Raw genomic sequence first — 16,580 nt, 5'->3', positions numbered from 1 at the left:
CGTTACCTGCATAAAATAAATACCAACGCCGGACGGTTTACATTACGTATCCATCCGGCGTTGGTATTTATCAGATTTTTCAGAAATCCTGAAATAAATTTTGGTTAATTTATTGGCCAGAAAGGTGAGTCAGTGCGGGCCGTTGTCAGATACTGTTCGATCTGTTGAACGACTGTAGGGTTGCCGGCTGCAATATCATTTTGTTCGCTTATATCAGCGTCAAGATCATAAAGTTCCAATTTGTCTGTATGTTTGACAGCCTTCCATTTGCCATATCGCACGGCCTGTTCAAACCCGTTCTCGAAAAATTCCCAATATAAAAACCTTGGTTTCTCTTCAGTTTTTTGTCCTTTCAATAACGGAAAGAGATTAATTCCATCGGATTTGAAGGCAGTCTTCGTGTTGCTGATGCCGGCGAAGGTTGGCATGATGTCTGCGAAATAGGCAGGCGTGGTACTGATCGTTCCTGCTTTTACCAAACCGGGCGCCCAGACGATCATCGGCACCCGAATGCCTCCGTCGTACATATCCCGTTTAAACCCCCTTAAATCGCCATTGGAATTGAAAAAATCTGCTACTTCTGATAGCTGTTTCGTGTTTTCGGATCTTGGCCCGTTGTCTGAGCAGAAGAAAACAATGGTGTTTTTTGATAGTCCGGTTTGAACCAGATAGTTTTTAATTCGCGCCACCGACTGGTCGAGCTGGTGAACCATGGATGCATAAATTTTTGCGTTTTCCGGCCAGTTTTTTCCCTGATAAGCGGAAAGGTCAGGCGCATCGAGAGGAGAATGGGGAAGGTTATAATTCACCATTAACATAAAGGGCTTCTTCGCATTCTGCTGACCCGCAAGGAAATCAATGGCTTCCTCGGTGCAGATAAGATCCGAATAACTTCCCTTTTTATGATCTCTGTTTTTCTCGATTTCGACCAGTTTCCCATCGATGTATCGCTGTGCAGGCCAGTATCCGTTGGAATATGTTTCGGGATAGTTGATCAGCCAGCCTGAGAATTTATCGAATCCCCGGTGCAGTGGCGTGGCCAGGGAGTCATATCCGTCGAGGTGCCATTTCCCAGCCATCGCCGTTGTGTAACCCGACTGCTGCAACAGATTTCCTATCGTGAAATCTTTGTCGCTGAGGTTGGCCCGGTAGATGGTTTGAGCACCTTTTTTACCGGGATTACCGCCTTGTTTCGTATTGTTTCCGCGAACGGTGGTATGTCCGGTGTTAAGTCCGGTCATCAAGACACTGCGCGATGGAGAGCAAACGGGGGCACCGGCATAAAAGTTGGTAAATGTCAGGCCCTCCCGCGAAAGCTGGTCGATGTTGGGCGTCTGAATCAGTTTTTGGCCATACCGGCCAATATCACCATAACCCAGATCATCCGCCAGGATGAATATGATATTGGGTTTTTGTGACTGGGCCGACAGCTGCTTTGCGCAAACCATCATGCAAAGCAGGATCAATATTCTTTTGAGCATAAGTGTTTAAATTTAATCGGGGCTGATTTTCAGAAATAACCTGGATTTTGTGTGTACAAGCCAGCTTTCGTACTGATCTCAACCGCTGGTAACGGATAAATAATGAAATCATTTGTTACCGTGTTGATGGTCGTGATCGCATCACTTTTAATCCAGTCGTTCATTTTAGTAACTGCTTTTCCTGAACGAACAAGGTCGTTCCAGCGAATTCCTTCACCAAGGAATTCCTTTCTGCGCTCTTCCAGTAACTGATCGGCCGTGACATTGGTTAGCGCTGACAATCCCGCGCGTTTCCGAATCTGGTTTACGATAAGGTCCACGTCGGCTTGGGTTCCGGCTGCTCCGTTCAGAATACACTCTGCTTTTAACAGCAGGATATCCGCATAACGCAGCACGATAAAGTTAATAGGCCAGTCTCTGCCGTTGACACCACGTTTGGAGTAATCGATATACTTTTTAACGAACGGTCTGGAATAACTCAGCTGAATGTTAAACGCATTGCGGACATCGGTTTCAGCAGTGGAGGTGTAAGAGGCCAGCAGGTTTTTGGAGATGTTGAAATTGCTGGCGCCATATCCGTTACCGTAAGCATTGGAAATTCCCTGTCCTGTCCAGAAGGCAACCGGCACCAGATGGCTCGGAAAACCGGCACCATTGGAGCTGCTCATAAACTGAACATCAAAGATTACTTCCTTGTTATTTTCGTTGCTGTATGAAAAAACGGAAGTGTAATCCGGCAAAAGATCATATTTCCCCGATTTGATAATTTCATCAAAAAGCGCCAGTGCCTTATCGTATTCTTTTAGACCAAGTCCAGGGCCGTTGCCTCCGTAAACCGGGCCGGACCGCGTCATGTAAACCAGGCCCAAAATTCCTTTGGCCGCATACGAGGTGGCGCGTCCGATATCGCTGCCGGTGTAAGATGCGGGCAGATTTGCGGCTGCATACTGCAAATCAGAAAGGATAAGTTCGTAGACATCCGCCACCGGGCTGCGTGGTATCGATGCTACTTCCGTTGCCGTTTTTGGCTTGTCGATAAGCGGAACCTGGCCGAACAAGCGTACAAGCTGAAAGTAGTAAAACCCACGCAGAAATCTGGTTTCCGCTGTAAAACGGGTTTTCGTTGCGGCATCGGTAATGATGTTTCCTTTGCTTTCGAGTGCTTCCAGTACCGAGTTGGCGTTGAAAATTCCGTTGAAGTTATCGTTCCAGGCACTGCTGATAAATGCGGTGTTGGTAATGTTCGGAGAAAAATCATTGATACCCTGCCAGTCGCGGTTTCCGTCGTGCACTACGGCAAGATTGTCGCTCCGCATGTCTCCCAGCCATAAAACCTGGCTCGGGTAGGAGGTCAACTTGCTGTAAACGCCGTTAACGGCCTGTAAAAAGTCATTGGTATTTTTATAGAAATTCTCCGCCGTCGTATTGGAAACCGGCTGTTGGTCCAGTTGGTCGCTGCATGAACCAAGCCCGGTCAGCGTGCCCAGTATCAGGAAATATATTAACTTTTTCATTTTCAATAATTTGTAATTTGTTTAAAACGTAAGATTAACCCCGATGGAAGCTGTTTTGCTTAACGGCATTGCACCATAATCTCCCGGAAGCGGATAACTGCCATTACCGCTTACATTGGTATTTTGTGCTTCCGGATTCACACCGCCTTTGTATTTGTCATGCCCGAAATAGTTTTGAAGGGATACATACAGACGTGCGCTGTTGAACAAGCCCGATTTAACCAGATCTTTAAACCTGTAACCGAGCGTAATGTTTTGAACACGGATGAAATCGGTTTTATAAACCCAGTCGGAAGTAACCTGCGGCGTGGTGTAGTTGGAGCCGAATTTCCCTCTCGGTGCATCATAATTCTGGTTTTCCGGTGTCCAGCGATCTCTCCATACGCCGAGAACGTTTGCTGTGGTACTGCCCGCGAAATCGACTGCACGGCCAAAGTAGGAAAGGATCGAACCGCCATGCTGACCATAAACCTGTACACTCAGGTCAAAATTTCGGTAAGTGAAGTTGTTGGTAAAACCCCAGGTAAATTTCGGCGTAGGCTGACCGTAAACCACACGGTCGTCGGCTGAAATTTTCCCGTCACCGTTTTTGTCAAAAAACTTGGTATCGCCAACGGTCTGGTTTAAAAGTTTGGCCACCTTGGGATCATCCATATCCTGCTGTGTCAGAATTCCCTGCGTTTTAGTCACATAATAACTGAACATAGGCAAGCCAGGTTGCAAGATGTAAGGCGGATTACTGCCGCTGTAAGCAGAGGGAACGTAAATCGGCGACCCGTCCTCGGAGAGTGAAATGACTTTATTTTTATTAAAGGCAATGTTTGCATTGGTTGTCCATTCAAAATCGCGTTTGGCAATGTTGACGGACGTTACACCCAGTTCGAGCCCTCTGTTTTGTACGGCGCCGATATTTTGCAGGCTTGAAGAAAATCCGCTGGCCGCGAGCACCGGAAGATTAAGGAGCAGGTCCGAATTCTTTTTGGTGTAAATATCCATCGTCAAAGTGATGCGGTTGTTCAAAATGGATGCATCGAGGCCGGCATTATAGGTGTTGGACGTTTCCCATCTCAGGTACGGGTTGGCAAGTCCGGCCACCACCTGACCGTTAGCCACGACCGGCGTATTCCCGCCAAAGTTATATCCTGCACTGGCAAGGGTCGGGATGGAATTGTAATTTCCGATGTTGTTGTTCCCGGATTTTCCCCAGCTGAAACGGAGTTTCAAATCATTAACAGCCTTGATGTTTTTAAAGAATGGCTCCTGCGATATTCTCCATCCAACGGAAGCGGAAGGGAAGGTTCCCCACTGATTTTCGGAACCGAATTTTGATGAAGCATCACGGCGCATACTTGCTGAAAGCAGGTAACGTCCCTTGAAATCATACTGCACGCGGCCGTAATAGGAGAAGAGCGTGTTGTTGCTTTCGGTGGTACTTCCGTTCACCGTTACACCCGCGGAGTTTGGGATCGCGTTGTTGATGGTGTTGATGATGCTGTTTGCAAACCCACCGGCTGTGCTGACGCTGAACGCTTCATTATGCACCCAGTTATAGGAAATACCGGCTACGGCCGAAATGGAGTGATTTCTGGCAAAAGTTTTGGCGTAGTTCAGCGTGTTTTCGTTTACAAAATTCTGTTTTCTGAAACCGCCATAGGATCCGCTTGCATTTTTTCCCGGATTGGTGATCCGTTCTGCTGCGCCACCGACCGCTACGTAATCCGAAACATAGGTTTTCGACTGCTGGTTGATATCATCAAAATTGATTGTCGTTTTGGCAAAAAGATCGGGAAGGATATGGTATTCTGCATAAACCGAGCTCAGAATCCGTGTTGTTTTCGTAAGTCCGATCGAATTGTTGACAACGGCCACCGGGCTTACCAGTCTTGGGCTGCTCCATGTATAGGTCGGAAATTCCCCCGCACCCGTCAACAATCCCGCGTTAGCTTCTACCACCGGAGAAATAGTAGCCAAATTCATGATCGGGCTGTCTTTTCCGTCGCCTTGTGGTGCGTTGGTTTCAGAATAGGAGGGGGCAAGATTGATACCAAATTTCAGTTTTTTACTAGCGTTTGCTTCTACATTGGCCCGGATTCCGTAGTTTTTGTAACCCGTTTTAATCAGCGTGCTTTGCTGGTTAAGGTAATTTCCTGAAATAAAGTATTTCACATTGTCGCTGCCGCCACTCGCAGAAAGTTCGTAATTCTGGAATAATGCCTTCCGGTACATTTCGTCCTGCCAGTCAACGTATTGTAAGCCGGGGTGGCCCGGTTGCGACCAGCGTTCGTCCGGCATGTAGGTCGTGTTATATTCACCGGCCTTCAATCCGAGCAGCGACCGTCTTGTCTCATTCGACTGATCAGCCGTTCTGCCGGCAGCCGAGCGTACCCAGTTGACATTCGCTACTTCCGTTGCCATTTTCACCCATTCGTCGGCACTGAAAATATCAAGCCTCCGGGCAATGCTGCTGACGCCCGTATTGGCATTCAGACTGATTTTTGCCTTGCCGGATTTTCCTCGTTTTGTGGTGATGATCACAACGCCGTTGGCTGCGCGGGAACCATAAATTGCACCCGCTGCCGCATCTTTCAGCACCTGAATACTCTCAATATCATTTGGGTTAAGGTTGCTTAGCGGGCTTGATGAAAAGTTTCCGCTTGAATTCTGCCCCGCCACATCCAACGGAAATCCGTCGATCACGTACAAAGGTTCGGTACCTGCATTGATCGAACCCGTACCGCGCACCAGAATACTCAGACCTGCACCCGGAAGTCCCGTCTGCTGTCTGACCTGCACACCGGGCATCTGACCGATCAGTGCCTGTTCGATACGTGCGATAGGTTTTTCTTCAATACTTCTCGCATCAAAAGACGTTACCGCACCGGTAATGTCAGTTTTCTTTTGTGTACCATATCCCACCACGACAAACTCATCAAGCGCCTTGGTATCAGGTTTCAGAGAAACATCAAGCGTTGATTGTTTCGAGACATTGATTTCCTGTTGCAGATAACCTACGTAGGAGAACACCAGCGTTACATCACCGTCCGGGATGCTCAAAGTATATTCTCCCTTTTCGTTGGTAAGGGTTCCACGCTGCGTATTTTTAACGACGATACTCACCCCGGGCAAATCTTCACCTTTATCATCTTTAACCTGGCCTTTCAGCGTTTTATCAAGTACTTTTTCAGCCCGGTTTTGTGACGGTTCGCTGGGCGTTACAGGAGTTGATTTTCGCAAAATCACCTGCTCTCCATCGACTTCATAGGCAATGGATGCGGGTTTAAATAGCTCGTTAAGAACATCTTCCAGGGGGTTGTTGCTTACCTGCAAATTCACTTTCAGGTGTGCAGGCAAAAGGCTGGAATTGTACGTGAAGCGGACGTTTGTCTGTTTGTTGATCAGCTTCAATACACTCCGCATTTCCAGGTTATTTGCCTGGATGGTCACCTTTTGGCGCAAAATTTCCTGGGCTCCGGCGTTTTTGGCGAATGAGGAGGCAGCTACCATAAAGGCTATTAGCAATTGATAGAATGATAGTTTCATAACTTTAAATAAGAGCCTGAGCTGCTGTCGATGTTTTTTCATATTTTTGATTGATTTGTTCTTTGAGTGAAAAGCTTTGGACAAATAATTCCCTCGCATCCTGAAAAGGACGCCGGAGAACCCGACTTTCGGGATTTATAAAGTCAGTGGTGCCGCAATCACCATTGACTTTTTTTGTTGTATATTGTTTTATCGGATCATGGTGACGGGATTATGTTGGCGATGGGTCATGCGTCACAGCCTTTGGAGGTGATGGTGATTTTACCGTTTGTTATTTCATAAGTTGCGCCGATGGCCTTGCAAATGGCCAGTAGCTTCTGGTTGAGATATTCTTCCTTAAACTGTGTGTTGAGCAGGCAGCCTGAGAGTAATTTTTGATCAAAAATGATATCAATACCGTAGTTTTCTTCAAGGTTTTGCAGGATTTCACTCACCGGGGTGTCTTCATAAACAAGCTCCGTTTTAGCTGTCTGTTGTGCTTCGACCGAATTTTTTGATACTGTTTTGCTCAGTTTTTGCTCAGTTCTGTTAAACGTAACCTGCTGGTTTGGGAGTAGATAAACTTCTCCGGTCTCCGATTTTTTAATGGCTGGATTTTCAGGGTTGTTCAATGAGTAAACAGAAACTTTTCCGGTTTTTACAGCCACCTGCACCGTATTATCGTTTTCAAAGGCCCGGATTGTAAAGCTTGTTCCCCAGACCTTGGTGACCGTTTCATTGGCATAGACCAGAAATGGCTTGTCCGGATTTTTACTGATCTCGAAAAATGCCTCTCCCTGTAATTTCACTTCTCTTTTGTTTGCTGTAAAATGTGCCTGATAACTGAGACTGCTGCCTTTTTGCAGGATAACCACGCTGCTGTCTTCCAAAAGTATTGTCATGGCTGCGTTGGTATCATTTTTTCGCACGACAAACTTCTCGGTACGATCCCGCTGCAAAAACCACCAGCCTGCGCCCACAAAAAGCAGAACAGAAGCAGCAATTTTCAACCAGTTAAAAGAAAGTGACCTGACCGCCGGCTCCGCAGGTATCGGGCTCACAACCTTTGTAGCACGCTGCACGATGTTTCGGATGTCCTGCTGCATAAACTCTTCGGGCACTGTCTCTTTAAATCTAAGCTCCATAGTGGTCAGCATGAGTTTTGCTTTTTTTATTGAGGCTGCCTTTTCCGGATTTTGTGCGATAACGTCGTTCCAGAAAAGATCCAGTTCAGGAGTAGGCGAGAGTACCCAACATCGGAATGAATCGTTTTCAAGAAAATCTTCGGTGGTATACTGGCTGAAATCACTCATGTATTCAAGTATATAAAATCTGTATAGTTTATCGGTTAAGGTCCTTTGTGTATGTATATCCGCGATAGCAGAATTCATAACCAAAAAAGCTGAAATTTTTTTTGGTTATTTTTTAATGTGCTTATTATCAGTCGATAATTAACGGAGAAATAATGCTTCGAGAAGGATGAACCCGACAATTCCCCAATTTTCTTTGATTTCTTTCAAGGTGCGGTAGAGCAGATTGGCAGTACTTTGGCGGCCAAGACCCATTACTTCGGTTATTTCCTCGTAGTCGAGTCCCTGGTAAAAACGGAGGTAGATAATCTCCCGCTGGCGGTTGGTGAGATTGGAGATAATCTGGTTCAGCTGTATAATCTGTTGTTGATGATGATCGTTTTCTATGATGATCGATTCAATGGAAAGCGTGTATTCATCCGAATCGAAAGAAAGTTCTTCCGGTTGCTGAAAACGTTTCAGCCGAATGTTTTCCTTGAATATTTTGTGGCGAAGGGATTTGAACAAATATGATTTTACAAAGTCGGTGTCCGATATGGCATCCCGTTTTTCCCATAAGTCAAGAAACAGCTCCTGAATACAGTCGCGGATAAACTCGGGATCCCTGGTAAATTTGGATCCATAATTGTACAGGGCCCGGTAATGCAGCTGAGTGAGTTCTCCCAACGCATCCGGGTCACCCGATTTGAACTGACGCCAAAGTGCGGAATCGAGCTCCTGTGGGTACAATATGTGTTGAGAATTCCTCAATTTGCTTTTTAAGATGATGTCCGGGTTAATAAATGTAATTATGACACAAAAATAGGTAATCTATTTAATCTACAAATTTTATATACTTATTATTTAGTTTTTTTAATAAAGATTAGCCATTCCGGTTAGTTTGAGAATGAGTGATAGTTGTTGATTATCAGTGTGTTGATTCTCAACTTAGAGTTTCAGTGTTAAAGCCGGTTAATTGCCGCCGGTTCGTTTTTCCGATACGGGATAAACTTAAATTTTATGACAGGAAATAGGATTTAAAGAATATCGGCAAAATGGGTGGCAGCAATCCGCTTAGAAGGAATCTCTGGTATGATTTTAATGATACCGGTGAGAGATAAAAGAAAAATCATCATTTCAACGTTTGAGAACTGTACAAGAAGGTTGATAATGGAGTCTAAACCTTTAAAATCAGTTTCAATATGTTTGTGCCTAAATTTATAAAGGAAGATTGGGTCAGGAAGAAAGGGAGTGTGCAGTTGATGCAGATCGAGGAGTATCAGACCGAGGAGGTAGTGGAAGTGCTCGCTGGAAAGAAAGGCGGAGATTATGTGCACAGGCAGTACAATGGGAAAGTCTGGTGTACCTGGGTTAACGAAAATACAGCGACGGTAACCCAGCCTTTCAAGGAAACGGAGCTGGAATTGGTAATAAGATAGTTTCCCTATTGCGCTAAGATTTAATAAATATAATAATATCGATAAATACTTTTAAATTTAAGTGTTTGTTGTCATTGGATATTCACTAAATCTTAGCGTTATGCGTATACGATTATCAGTTCAGGCGGTCATTATTCTATTGCTGTCATCCGTCTATTCTTTTTCCGCCCAGCCACCTGCAACGCTGGCCATTGGCTCAGCTGCTCCGGATTTTAATTTAAAGAATACTGACGGGAAAAATTATTCCCTCAAAAACTTTTCCGATGCAGCTGTGTTGGCCATTGTTTTCACCTGCAACCATTGTCCCACAGCTCAGGCTTATGAAGACAGGATCAAGGCGCTGGCTTCCGAATTCAAGGATAAAAAAGTTGCGGTTATAGCGATTTCTTCCAACGATCCGAAGGCAATCCGGCTTGACGAACTTGGCTATACCGACATGAGTGACACGTACGAGGAAATGAAACTGCGTGCAAAGGATAAAAGTTACAACTTTCCGTATTTGTATGATGGCGATAACCAGGCGACGGCATTGGCCTACGGCCCGGTGGCTACGCCGCACATTTTTATTTTTGACAAAGAAAGAAAACTACGCTATACGGGCCGGATTGACGATGTGGAAAAACCAACGGGAACTCCGAAAAACAGAGATGCATACAACGCGATTCAGGAGCTGGTCACCAACAAACCGGTGACCGTTGCCACCACCAAGACTTTTGGCTGCTCGATGAAATGGGCTACCAAAGAACACAACGTGCAGGATGAGGAAACTTCTTGGGCAAAGGAACCTGTTTCGCTTGAAACGATTGACGAAGCGGGATTAAAGGAACTGATCGCAAATAAGTCCGATAAACTCCGCCTGATTAACGTGTGGGCGACCTGGTGTGGACCCTGCGTGACCGAATTCCCCGATTTCATGCAGATGTATCACATGTACCGCAACCGCGATTTTGAGTTTATTTCGGTGAGTGCGGATACGCCGGATAAAAAGGAAAAAGCCCTGAAATTTTTACAGGGCAAACGTGCTTCGAACAAAAATTACATTTTCCATATCGAAGACAAATACAAACTTATTGAGGCCATAGACCCGAAATGGCAGGGGGCATTGCCCTACACGATTCTTGTGGAGCCGGGTGGAAAAATTGTTTATTCGCAGCAAGGACCAATCGATCCCAAGCAAATGAAAAAGGTTATCGTTGAAAACAAATACGTAGGCCGGTTTTATTAGAACCGATTTTACAAAGATTTAGGTCAAGTCGCCTGAATATACCGCGTTGGCGTGGCTTGTTGGAGGATATTCTTCAACAGGTCACGCCATCTGTTTTTACGACACTTCTCTTTGATGATCAGGTAAATATGTTTTAGTGAAAATGATATTTTTGCAAATAAAATTCCTAAATATTTTTTCGTACGAAATATTTCCTACCTTTGATCCGTTGTTATTGAAAATTAAAAATATGGAGCCTACAAAATCAGAATTGGAGATACTGCAAGTGCTTTGGCAGCACGGTCCGTCGACGGTGCGGTTTGTCAATGACAAGCTCAATGAAGAAAAGCGTGCAGTACAATATTCGTCGACCCTGAAGCTGATGCAGATCATGGCGGAAAAGGGGATTGTGAAAAGAGACGAGCGTAGCATGAAACACATTTACAGCCCGGCGGAAGAAGAAAGCAAAACGAAGAATCTGCTTTTGAAACGTTTCGTGGATACCATGTACAAAGGTTCTGCATCCAGTCTGGTGATGCAGCTTTTTGGAAATAAAGGCACCTCTGAAAGCGACCTGAAGGAGATCAAAGACTTCCTGAACAAGCTCGATTAGAAACCCCATCTGTTCACATTCCTAAAATTTATTAGCCATGAATTTTGATCATTTGAACCATCCTTTTATTCAAAAACTGATACAGACTGTTTGCAGGACCTTATTACATTCGTTGTGGCAGGGTTTGCTGTTAGCCATTCTGGCCGGTGTTATCCTCGTCTCAACGCGTAAATCTCGTCCGGCGCTGCGTTACAATCTTTTAGCTTTGTCGCTGCTCTTTTTCACTCTGGCCAGCGGTTTTACCTTTTTTACACTATTCAGTAGCCCAAGCCGGACCTCACTTTTCGTTGCTGATAACACTTCAGCGATCAATACAGCTGACACAGATGTATTGATAACCGGACAAAACGCGACCTTTTCTAACCCGGTTGACCATTCGCTTTCAGTACTTGACCATTTTTTCAGCCAAAATGCGGCCGTCATTGTCGCCATTTGGCTTGTCATATTTGCGCTGAAAACCATGAAAGCAGGAGCGGGGCTTTTCTACATTCACCAGTTAAAACATCATCACAAACAGGAAGCTGATTTTGCGTGGAAAGTAAAGGTTATTCAACTTGCCGAAACCCTTGGCATCAGACAGCCGGTGTCCTTATTTCAATCCGGCATTGTGACGGTCCCGATGGTCGTTGGCATTCTGAAACCGATCATTTTTATTCCTGCGGGAATGCTCACGAATCTCCCGGCCAACCAGGTTGAAGCCATTTTACTTCATGAACTGGCACATATCAGGAGAAAGGATTATCTTGTTAATCTGATCCAGAGTTTTGGTGAGAATATTTTCTTTTTCAACCCGGCCGTGATCTGGATATCGGCGTTGATCCGTGAAGAACGCGAGCATTGCTGCGACGACATCGCTATTTCTGTCATGAAAAATGACACCTCCTTTGTACAGGCGCTGGTTTCATTTCAGGAATATAGCCTTCTGGAAAATTCATATGCAATGGCATTTCCCGGCAAGAGAAACTTCCTTTTGGACCGGATCAAGCGAATCATTTACAAAAACAATAAATCTTTAAACGCCATGGAAAAATTATTTGTAACAACCAGTTTAATCGCGGCTACACTGCTGACTGCTGCTTTCTCGCCCAATGAAAAACCTGAGCCATCCGAGGTAACGGAGCATAAACTGATTACTCCCAAACCTATGGTTGACCAGGTTTCGTGGCCTGCTATACCGCCTGCTGAGCCCGTTAAACCTTCAAAAGAACCGGTTGTGAATATGCAGGAACCGACTCTGCGCGATACGGTGCCTGGTGTTTATGAGCGGATTCAGACGAATGGCAATGTCAGCAATATTGAGACTACAAAAAACAATAAACGTTATGAAATTGAGAGTGTCGACGGGAAAATTACTTCTTTGAGAGTTGACGGGCAGAAAATTGCAGAAGATAAGATTTCGAGCTATCACGCAGATATTGACGAAATTATGCAGGAGGTAAAAGTGGCAAGGGAAAATGCGGAGATCGCAAGAGGCCACGCTGAAAAAGCCAGAGCCGAGGCTGATGTCATGAGAAAACAAGCGGAGGGGCATAGACTAGAAGCGGATAAACTGCGTGCGGAAGCAAGCAAAATGCGTGAGCAGGCGAATCAGACGCGAATGGTGGCAGAGGATGTGAGGAAACAGGCGGATGTGATTCGGGAAGGGGCTGAAAAGTTAAGAGCAGAAGCTGAAAAACAGAGAGGTGTTGCAGAGGTGCATCGTTTAAAGGCAGACGAACAGAGGAAGGTTGCCGGAGAGGAACGAGAGAAAGCAGAAGTATCCCGAAAAGAAGCGGAAAAGTCGAGAGTGATTTTTGAGAAAATGCAGACCGAGCTTACCAACGATTTGATTAAGGAAGGCGCTCTAAAAGACAAAGCAGGTTATTCATACAAGCTGAACAACGACGAACTTATCGTGAATGGTGTGAAACAGCCGGACGCATTACATCAGAAAATGAAGTCCAAATATGTGAAAGGTCCGGGCTGGGAAACCGTTTTTAACGTAAATGGACGCACAGGTATCAGCATTACAAAGTAATATTTATCCAATGCGCATAACCACAAGATCGGTCGAAAACGGGCCGGTCTTGTGGTTTTTATTTGTTCAAGAGTAAAATTCTGAAAATGGATGTTTTAATAAGGATTCAGAACTGATCCTTATGCACAGAAGAACCTTTATCAAAAGCACGGGAATGTTGGCCTCCGTCGGTTTGACGAGCCCGGAAATTTTTGACCTGAAAGCACCGGCGGTAAAAAACAAGCTGCCAAAGTGGAAAGGGTTTAACCTTCTGGATTTCTTTTCTCCGGATCCGGCGTCAGCGAGAAAGAAAACTGAGGAGGAACAAATTAAATGGATGAGTGACTGGGGTTTCGACTTTATCAGGCTGCCCATGGCTTATCCCTCATACCTGAAATTTGACCGGAGCAAAAATATAACTCCGAAAGAGGTTTATCAGATCGATGAAGCGGCGGTTGACCGAATCGATCGGCTGGTGGAAATTGCACATAAGTATAAAATGCATGTAAGCCTTAATTTGCATCGGGCGCCGGGATATTGTGTGAATGCGGGTTTCAATGAACCCTACAACTTATGGACCGATCAGGAGGCGCTGGATGCATTTTGTTTTCACTGGAATATGTGGGCAAAAAGGTATAAAAATGTTTCGTCTAAGCTGATCAGTTTTGACTTGCTCAATGAGCCCAGTTTGCGGGCGGACATGAACGACCAGCTTTCCAAACGTAGCTCTGTTCCGGGTGATGTGTACAGGAAACTGGCCGTCGCGGCTTCGCAGGCGATTCGCAGGGAAAATGCAAATCATTTGATTATTGCAGACGGCAATGATGTAGGTTCCAGTGTCATTCCTGAAATTACAGATCTCGATATCGGGCAAAGCTGTCGTGGTTATCATCCGGGCATTATTTCGCATTACAAAGCGCCCTGGGCCAATAAAGATCCGGAACATTTGCCAGAGCCAAAATGGCCGGGACAGGTGGGCGAGCAATATTTAAGCCGCGCCATGCTCGAAAAATATTATAAACCCTGGATCGATCTGGTCGGGCAGGGCGTGGGTGTGCATTGCGGGGAATGCGGCTGCTGGAACAAAACACCGCATGACGTGTTTATAGCCTGGTTCGGCGACGTGCTGGATATTTTATCCTCCAACGGCATTGGCTTTTCGCTATGGGAGTTTGCCGGAGATTTTGGCGTACTGGATTCCCGGAGAAGTGATGTAGCTTATGAAGATTTTCACGGGCATAAACTGGACAGGAAGTTATTAAACCTGATGCTGAAATATTGAGATTGTTTTAGCTACTTTGTTCCAACAATTTTTTGATAATGCCAACGCTTTGTTCAAGCTCGTCCTGCGTCGACGAAGCGAACCCGAGTCTCGTGCTGTTGAGTTTCGGCGACAGGGTGTTGCTATCGGCACCATCGGAAAAGTACAAATCTTTTTGATGTGCTTTTTGCGAAAGAGTGCCAAGATCAATTTTTGGATCGAAACGTGTCCAGACGGCCATGCCGCCATCAGGAATCTGAAAATCCAGATAATTACCTAATTCTGATTTTAACAGGTCACAAAAAAAATCGCGGCGCTGCCGATACGTTCGTAACGACTTTCGTAAATGCCGCTGAATAATACCATTTTGCAAAAGCTCCGCCATGGCGTTTTCAAGCATATTGTCACCCTGTCGATCAATAATTCTGCGTATTTGCGCGAGATGGTTGATCACATTCTCGGATCCGACCAGATAACCCACCCGGAAAGCAGGGGAAATTGTTTTCGTAAAGGAACCACAATAGAGCAACATCCCGGCCCGGTCAGCGCCGGCTAGCGGGAGCAGCGGTTTACTCAGGTAGTGAAAATCGTAGTCATAGTCGTCTTCAAAAATAATGAATCCATATTTTTCCGAAAGTGCAAGCAGTTGCAATCTCCGGTCGGCACGTAAAGCCACGGTGGTAGGGTAGTGGTGGTGCGACGTTACATACAGCAAACGCAGCGGCTGTTTTTGGCATATGGCTTCGATGGCATCCACCTTGATTCCATATTCGTCGGAGGGTATATCAAAAATGTTTGCACCGGCCTGGATAAAATTCATACGCGCACTTGACCAGCTAAGCTCGCCCAAAGCCACATTGTCCCCTTTTTTGAGCAGACCGGTGCACGCCAGATGAAGGCCCATCACCGTGCCGCGTGTTATCAGCACATTTTCCGGCAAAGTTTTCAACGCGCGCGTTTCATTAAGGTATGCCGATAATTCCTGGCGGAGCCATTGCGCACCGAATGTATCGCCGTAGCCAAGTTTTACATAAGAATTTCCTGTCAGCAACTGCGTCCGGTAAGCTCTTGAAAGTTCTTCGAGAGGTGCCAGGCGCGGATCGGGAAAGCCATCGTCGAGCCGAAGCGAAGTCATGCTCTTTAACACCGCACGGCGCAGATAGGGTTTATCTTCAAAGGAAAAACCGGCGATTTTTTTCGTATTGGGTATTTCTTTTCCGCCGTTGCTGATCGGCTGCGGTTTTATTTCCGGAAAATGTGTGGCTACATAGGTGCCGCTGCCCGCGCGGCTTTCCAGCCAGCCTTGCGCCAAAAGCTCGTCGTAAGCACGTACGACGGTTTTTCGGTGAATGTCCATGGCTTCGGCAAGTTGCCGGCTGCTCAGCAGCTGGTATCCCGACTGCATAATTCCTGTCCTGATCAGGTCCGTCAACTGATTGGCGATTTGCAGATAGACAGGCTGACGATCGGATTTGTCAATGCGCAATAGGGATGAGAGCGGTTGCATGTGATTGGACTACTGATTTTGTTAAAATTGGATGATTGTGCCAGTCCAATAAAGAAACAATTTTGTAAAAAAACAAATCTATGGCAACAGCACTTCCACATCTTATTCCAAGCCGCTCTGCGAAACGCGCGCACTTCGATGCCGAATCGATCTATCCGATCCTGGACGAAGCTCTTTTTTGTACGATCAGTTATTCGGTCGATAATCAGCCGTTTTCTATTCCAACCTCATTCGTCCGGTATGAAGACAAAATATACATCCACGGTTCTGTCGGGAGTCATTTTATCCGACAAATTGAAAAAGGGATTCCGGTTTGTATCACCGTGATGCTGGTCGATGACCTGGTCGTTGCAAAATCAGCATTTAGTCATTCCGTCAATTACCGGTCGGTCGTTATTTTTTCGAAAGCTGAGATCATTGAGGACATCGATAAAAAGATCGAGTCATTCGAATGGCTTACCAATAAAATAGTACCGGATAGCTGGGAATATCTTCGTCCCGTTAAAAATAATGAGGTAAAAAAAACGACCGCGCTGGCGTTCAGCCTTGATCAAGCCTCGGCCAAAATGCGTTCCGGGATGCCGCTGGATGAGGAAGAAGATCTTGAACTGCCGATTTGGTCCGGGCTTATCCCGCTGTCCAATAAGAGATTGACACCGATCGCTGATCCGCGAAGTGAAAATATCCCCTTGCCTACGCATTTGCAGCATTTGTAAGAATCGTCAGCATGAAGGATGCAGGTTTATCGTCCGGGATT

At 45.7% G+C, this 16,580-nt stretch carries 12 protein-coding genes; 6 read left to right on the top strand and 6 right to left on the bottom strand.

All coding sequences use genetic code 11. The annotated features are described in order from the left end of the window. Positions 1 to 104: 104 nt before the first annotated feature. The 5 genes from M1L62_RS17525 to M1L62_RS17505 all read right to left on the bottom strand — a co-directional run bounded on the left by M1L62_RS17525 (position 105) and on the right by M1L62_RS17505 (position 8,574). Positions 105 to 1,481 carry an arylsulfatase gene (locus M1L62_RS17525; protein WP_254560915.1) on the bottom strand — a complete coding sequence of 459 codons (1,377 nt, stop codon included), beginning with the start codon at positions 1,479 to 1,481 and terminating at the stop codon, positions 105 to 107. Positions 1,482 to 1,510: 29 nt separating this feature from the next. After that, the gene (locus M1L62_RS17520; RefSeq protein ID WP_254560914.1) at positions 1,511 to 2,995 is read right to left on the bottom strand and encodes a RagB/SusD family nutrient uptake outer membrane protein; all 1,485 of its coding nucleotides are present in this window, start codon (positions 2,993 to 2,995) and stop codon (positions 1,511 to 1,513) included. Positions 2,996 to 3,016: 21 nt separating this feature from the next. Continuing rightward, positions 3,017 to 6,535, bottom strand: a complete 3,519-nt coding sequence (locus M1L62_RS17515; RefSeq protein ID WP_254560913.1) for a TonB-dependent receptor — start codon at positions 6,533 to 6,535, stop codon at positions 3,017 to 3,019. A gap of 227 nt (positions 6,536 to 6,762) precedes the next feature. Beyond that, a complete protein-coding gene (locus tag M1L62_RS17510; protein WP_254560912.1) occupies positions 6,763 to 7,827 on the bottom strand; it encodes a FecR family protein in 1,065 nt (354 codons plus the stop codon). A gap of 138 nt (positions 7,828 to 7,965) precedes the next feature. After that, positions 7,966 to 8,574, bottom strand: a complete 609-nt coding sequence (locus M1L62_RS17505) for an RNA polymerase sigma factor (RefSeq protein ID WP_254560911.1) — start codon at positions 8,572 to 8,574, stop codon at positions 7,966 to 7,968. Between the two features lie 431 nt (positions 8,575 to 9,005). Between M1L62_RS17505 and M1L62_RS17500 the strand changes: the two genes are divergently transcribed. The 5 genes from M1L62_RS17500 (at position 9,006) to M1L62_RS17480 (ending at position 14,337) form a co-directional block, all read left to right on the top strand. Then, a complete protein-coding gene (locus M1L62_RS17500) occupies positions 9,006 to 9,242 on the top strand; it encodes a hypothetical protein (RefSeq protein ID WP_254560910.1) in 237 nt (78 codons plus the stop codon). 100 nt (positions 9,243 to 9,342) lie between these two features. After that, positions 9,343 to 10,467 carry a redoxin domain-containing protein gene (locus tag M1L62_RS17495; RefSeq protein WP_254560909.1) on the top strand — a complete coding sequence of 375 codons (1,125 nt, stop codon included), beginning with the start codon at positions 9,343 to 9,345 and terminating at the stop codon, positions 10,465 to 10,467. 229 nt (positions 10,468 to 10,696) lie between these two features. Beyond that, a complete protein-coding gene (locus M1L62_RS17490; protein ID WP_254560908.1) occupies positions 10,697 to 11,059 on the top strand; it encodes a BlaI/MecI/CopY family transcriptional regulator in 363 nt (120 codons plus the stop codon). Between the two features lie 37 nt (positions 11,060 to 11,096). Next, positions 11,097 to 13,076: a M56 family metallopeptidase gene (locus tag M1L62_RS17485; RefSeq protein ID WP_254560907.1), complete on the top strand. Its 1,980-nt coding sequence runs from the start codon at positions 11,097 to 11,099 to the stop codon at positions 13,074 to 13,076. A gap of 121 nt (positions 13,077 to 13,197) precedes the next feature. Further along, a complete protein-coding gene (locus M1L62_RS17480) occupies positions 13,198 to 14,337 on the top strand; it encodes a glycoside hydrolase family 5 protein (RefSeq protein WP_254560906.1) in 1,140 nt (379 codons plus the stop codon). 7 nt (positions 14,338 to 14,344) lie between these two features. On the opposite strand, the gene M1L62_RS17475 is transcribed toward M1L62_RS17480, so the two are convergent. Further along, positions 14,345 to 15,823: an aminotransferase-like domain-containing protein gene (locus M1L62_RS17475; protein ID WP_254560905.1), complete on the bottom strand. Its 1,479-nt coding sequence runs from the start codon at positions 15,821 to 15,823 to the stop codon at positions 14,345 to 14,347. Positions 15,824 to 15,903: 80 nt separating this feature from the next. On the opposite strand from M1L62_RS17475, the gene M1L62_RS17470 reads away from it, so the two are divergent. Next, positions 15,904 to 16,539: a pyridoxamine 5'-phosphate oxidase family protein gene (locus M1L62_RS17470; RefSeq protein WP_254560904.1), complete on the top strand. Its 636-nt coding sequence runs from the start codon at positions 15,904 to 15,906 to the stop codon at positions 16,537 to 16,539. Positions 16,540 to 16,580 lie beyond the last annotated feature (41 nt).

This window comes from Dyadobacter diqingensis, assembly GCF_024220585.1.
GTDB lineage: Bacteria > Bacteroidota > Bacteroidia > Cytophagales > Spirosomataceae > Dyadobacter > Dyadobacter diqingensis.
The sequence above is the reverse complement of the archived record's forward strand: the minus strand, read 5'-3'. Positions and strand labels throughout refer to the sequence as shown.